Raw genomic sequence first — 4,347 nt, 5'->3', positions numbered from 1 at the left:
CCTCCCGGTCCGTCCGGGCCTCCACCACCCGCAGACCCTCACCCGCGATCACCTTCGGCAGGTCCGCCGCCGCCTCCAGCCGCCGGTACGGCACGCCGTGCGCCCGCACCAGCCCCTCCAGGTCCACATCCTGCGGCGTCCCGAACACCCGCTCGAACGGGTCCCGCAGCGCCGCCTGCGGCAGCAGCGAGAAGATCCCCCCGCCCCGGTTGTTCACCACCACGATCGCCAGGTCCGGCCGCCGCTCCCGCGGCCCCAGCACCAGCCCGTTCTGGTCGTGCAGGAACGCCAGATCACCCAGCAGCGCGTACGACCGGCCCGAATGCGCCAGCGCCGCGCCCATCGCCGTCGACACCAGCCCGTCGATCCCCGCCGCGCCCCGGCTCGCCATGATCCGGATCCCCCGCCGCGGCCGCATCACCTGGTCCAGGTCCCGGATCGGCATCGACGCCGCGCTGAACAGCAGCGACCCGCCCGGCAGCCCCGCCACCAGGTCCCGCGCCAGCCGCGGCTCGGTCACCTCCGGCACCCCGTCCAGCACCCGGTCCACCGCCGCCGCCGCGACCTGGTCCGCCGTCCGCCACGACTTCAGCCACGCGTCGTCCCCCGACACCACCGGGATCTCCACGTCCTGCGCCACCTGCGTCGCCGACCGCACCGGATCCGGCCACCGCGACAGGTCCGGCGCCAGCACGATGTGCTCCTCCGCACGCCGCAGCATCGCCAGCAGCGGACGCGACAGCCCCGGCTTGCCCAGCGTCACCACCACCTCCGGACGGTGCCGCTCCACGAACTCCGGCACCCCCAGCAGGAAATGGTGCGACGTCAACGCGTGATCGCCGTACCGGGCGTTCCCGTTCGGCTCCGACAGCACCGGCCAGCCCGCCATCGACGCCGCCGCCACATACCGCTTGACGTTCGCCGCGCCGTCCCCCACGACCAGCACGCCCCGCCGCGTCGGCGGCACATGCAGCACCGACCCCGGCGTCGCCGCCCGCACCTTCGTCCACGCCCCGGTCGCGTCACCGTCCAGCGGCTCGCACCACGACCCGTCCCCGTCGGGGATCAGCGGCTCCCGGAACGCCACGTTCAGATGCACCGGCCCCGGCACCGGCGCCTGCGCCACCCCCCACGCCCGCGACACCAGCGACCGCCAGTACGCCACCATCCCCGGACGGTTCTCCGGCACCCCCACCTCGGTCGACCACCGCGCCGCCGTCCCGTACAGCTTCACCTGGTCGATCGTCTGGTTCGCACCCGTGTCCCGCAGCTCCGGCGGCCGGTCGGCGGTCAGCACCACCAGCGGCACCCCCGACTCGTGCGCCTCCACCACCGCCGGATGGAAGTTCGCCGCCGCCGTCCCCGACGTGCACACCAGCGCCACCGGACGCCCCGACCGCTTGGCCAGCCCGAGCCCCAGGAACGACGCCGACCGCTCATCGATCCGCACGTGCAGCCGGACCCGGCCCTCCACCTCCGCGGCGTGCAACGCCAGCGCCAGCGGAGCCGACCGCGACCCCGGCGCCAGCACCACGTCGGTCATCCCGCACCGCAGCAGCTCATCGACCAGCACCGTCGCCAGCGCCGTGGCCGGATTCATCGGACGTCCCCTTCCCGCGCCGCCTCACCGGCGGCCTCCCCAGCCTCCCCGGCCCCGGCGGACGCCGCCGCCGACACCGGCAGCGAACCCAGATACCCCGACGCGCCGTCCCCGGCCGCCGCCAACACCTTCTCCGCCTCACCCAGCCGCGCCAGCCACGCCGCCGCGACCTCCGGCCCGGCCTCCACCGCCGCCAGCGCCGCCTCGTCCACCACCGGACGACGCACCGCGATCTCCCCGCCCACCGGCGCCAACGGATCGTCCACCACATCACCGGCCAGCAACGACAACGTCCCCAGCCCACACGCGAACGGCAACTCCGGCAACGCCGCCGCCAGCGCCAACCCCGCCGCCAACCCGACCGACGACTCCACCGCCGACGACACCACCACCGGCAGCCCCGTCGCCTCGGCCACCCGCAGCGCCGCACGCACCCCGCCCAGCGGCTGCACCTTCAACACCGCCACATCGGCCGCGCCCGCCGCCCGCACCCGCAGCGGATCCTCCGCCCGCCGGATCGACTCGTCCGCCGCCACCGGCACATCCACCCGCAACCGCACCGCCGCCAGCTCCTCCAGCGACGCGCACGGCTGCTCCACATACTCCAGATCGAACCGGTCCAAAGCCCGCGTCATCCGCACCGCGCGCTCCACGTCCCAGCCGCCGTTCACATCCACCCGCACCCGGCCGTCCGGACCCAGCGCGTCCCGCACCGCCTCCACCCGGGCCATGTCGTCCCCGTCGTCCTGGCCCCGCTCGGCGACCTTCACCTTCGCCGTCCGGCACCCCGACGACCGCACCATCGCGAACGCCCGCTCCGGATCCACCGCCGGAACCGTCACGTTCACCGGCACCCGGTCCCGCACCGCCACCGGCCAGCCCTCGAACGCCGCCTCCCGCGCGGCCGCCAGCCAGCGGGCCGCCTCCGCCGGACCGTACTCGGCGAACGGGGAGAACTCCCCCCAGCCCGCCGGCCCCCGCAGCAGCACACCCTCCCGCCGCGTGACACCGCGGAACCGCGTGCGCATCGCGATGGAGAAGACCCGCACCCGCTGACCCCCTGCCGTCATGCAAGACCGTCGTACCCGGCCGGCGCCCAGGCCCCCGGCGCGGACCCGCGCCCGGGCCCACGCCCCAGGACCTCGCCCGGACCGCCGCCGGGACCGTCACTCAGAACAGAACAATTAGTAGTACCACGGGAAACGCGACCAATCGGGGTCACGCTTCTCCAGGAACGAGTCCCGCCCCTCGGCCGCCTCATCGGTCCCGTACGCCAGCCGCGTCGCCTCACCCGCGAACACCTGCTGCCCCACCATGCCGTCGTCCACCGCGTTGAACGCGAACTTCAGCATCCGCTGCGCCGTCGGCGACTTCCCGTTGATCTTCGCGCCCCACTCCAGCGCCACCTTCTCCAGGTCCGCGTGCGGAACGACCGCGTTCACCATCCCCATCCGGTGCGCGTCCTCCGCCGAATACGTGTCCCCCAGGAAGAAGATCTCCCGCGCGAACTTCTGCCCCACCTGCCGCGCCAGATACGCCGACCCGTACCCGCCGTCGAAACTCGCCACATCCGCGTCGGTCTGCTTGAACCGCGCGTGCTCCCGGCTCGCCAGCGTCAGGTCCGACACCACGTGCAGGCTGTGCCCGCCCCCCGCCGCCCACCCCGGCACCACGCAGATCACGACCTTCCCCATGAACCGGATCAGCCGCTGCACCTCCAGGATGTGCAGCCGGCCCGCCCGCGCCGGATCGATCGTCGCCGACGTCTCCCCCTCGGCGTACCGGTAGCCGTCCTTGCCCCGGATCCGCTGGTCACCGCCCGAACAGAACGCCCACCCGCCGTCCTTCGGCGACGGCCCGTTCCCCGTCAGCAGCACACACCCCACGTCCGACGACATCCGCGCATGATCAAGAGCCCGGTACAGCTCGTCCACCGTGTGCGGCCGGAACGCGTTGCGCACCTCCGGACGGTCGAACGCGATCCGCACCGTCCCCTGATCCACCGCCCGGTGGTAGGTGATGTCGGTGAACCCGAACCCCTCCACTTCCTTCCACGCCGACGCGTCGAACAGCTCCGAAACCATGGGCCCCTCTTCACTCGATCCGATCCCGGTCACCCGGCACGGCCGCCACCGGCCGACGGGACCCCCATTCAACCGCCCCGCCGATGTGAACGCGTTCAACAGGGTCGCCTAAACTGGGCCCGCCATGGAAGATCGCCGCCTGCACGCCCTCGTCCTGCCACCCGGACCCCGCCTGCTCCAAGCCCTCCACGCCGCCCTCGACGGCACCGGACCCGCGATCTGCCCCCTCTCCCCCGACACCCCAGCCCCCGCCCTCCAGGCCACCCTCGACGCCCTCGCCCCCCACGCCGTCGAAACCCCCCACGGCACCACCCCCCACCACCCCCGCAACGGCCCCCCACCCACCCCTGTCCACCCCGACACCGCCGTCCTCATCGCCACCTCCGGCTCCACCGGCACCCCCAAATTCGTCGAACTCTCCGCCCGCGCCCTCCGCGCCTCCGCCACCGCCACCCGCCACCGCATCGGCGCCGACACCACCGACCGCTGGCTCTGCTGCCTGCCCACCAGCCACATCGCCGGCATCCAGGTCCTCGTCCGCGCCCTGCTCACCGGCACCGCCCCCCGCATCCACCCCCGCTTCGACCCCGCCGAGATCGCCACCACCGACGCCCCCCTCATCTCCCTCGTCCCCACCCAGCTGCGCCGCCTCATGGACGCCGG

General features: G+C 74.0%; 4 protein-coding genes. 1 reads left to right on the top strand and 3 read right to left on the bottom strand.

The features are described from left to right. From menD to AB0J52_RS29460, 3 genes are all read right to left on the bottom strand, one after another. Positions 1-1,600, bottom strand: a 1,600-nt coding sequence (gene menD, locus AB0J52_RS29470; RefSeq protein WP_500185812.1) for a 2-succinyl-5-enolpyruvyl-6-hydroxy-3-cyclohexene-1-carboxylic-acid synthase, incomplete at its 3' end; no start/stop codon positions are given. Then, the gene (locus tag AB0J52_RS29465; RefSeq protein WP_500185810.1) at positions 1,597-2,670 is read right to left on the bottom strand and encodes an o-succinylbenzoate synthase; all 1,074 of its coding nucleotides are present in this window, start codon (positions 2,668-2,670) and stop codon (positions 1,597-1,599) included. The genes menD and AB0J52_RS29465, both read right to left, overlap by 4 nt. A gap of 114 nt (positions 2,671-2,784) precedes the next feature. Next, entirely contained in the window at positions 2,785-3,684 is a 900-nt protein-coding gene (locus tag AB0J52_RS29460) for a 1,4-dihydroxy-2-naphthoyl-CoA synthase (protein ID WP_500185808.1), read from the bottom strand. Between the two features lie 124 nt (positions 3,685-3,808). Here AB0J52_RS29460 and AB0J52_RS29455 point away from each other — a divergent pair. Further along, positions 3,809-4,347 (top strand): AMP-binding protein (locus AB0J52_RS29455; RefSeq protein WP_500185807.1); only part of this gene is annotated, 539 nt, incomplete at its 3' end.

The sequence above is a fragment of the Spirillospora sp. NPDC049652 genome, from assembly GCF_040675125.1.
Classification (GTDB): domain Bacteria; phylum Actinomycetota; class Actinomycetes; order Streptosporangiales; family Streptosporangiaceae; genus Spirillospora.
This window is presented reverse-complemented; position numbering and strand designations above follow the sequence as displayed.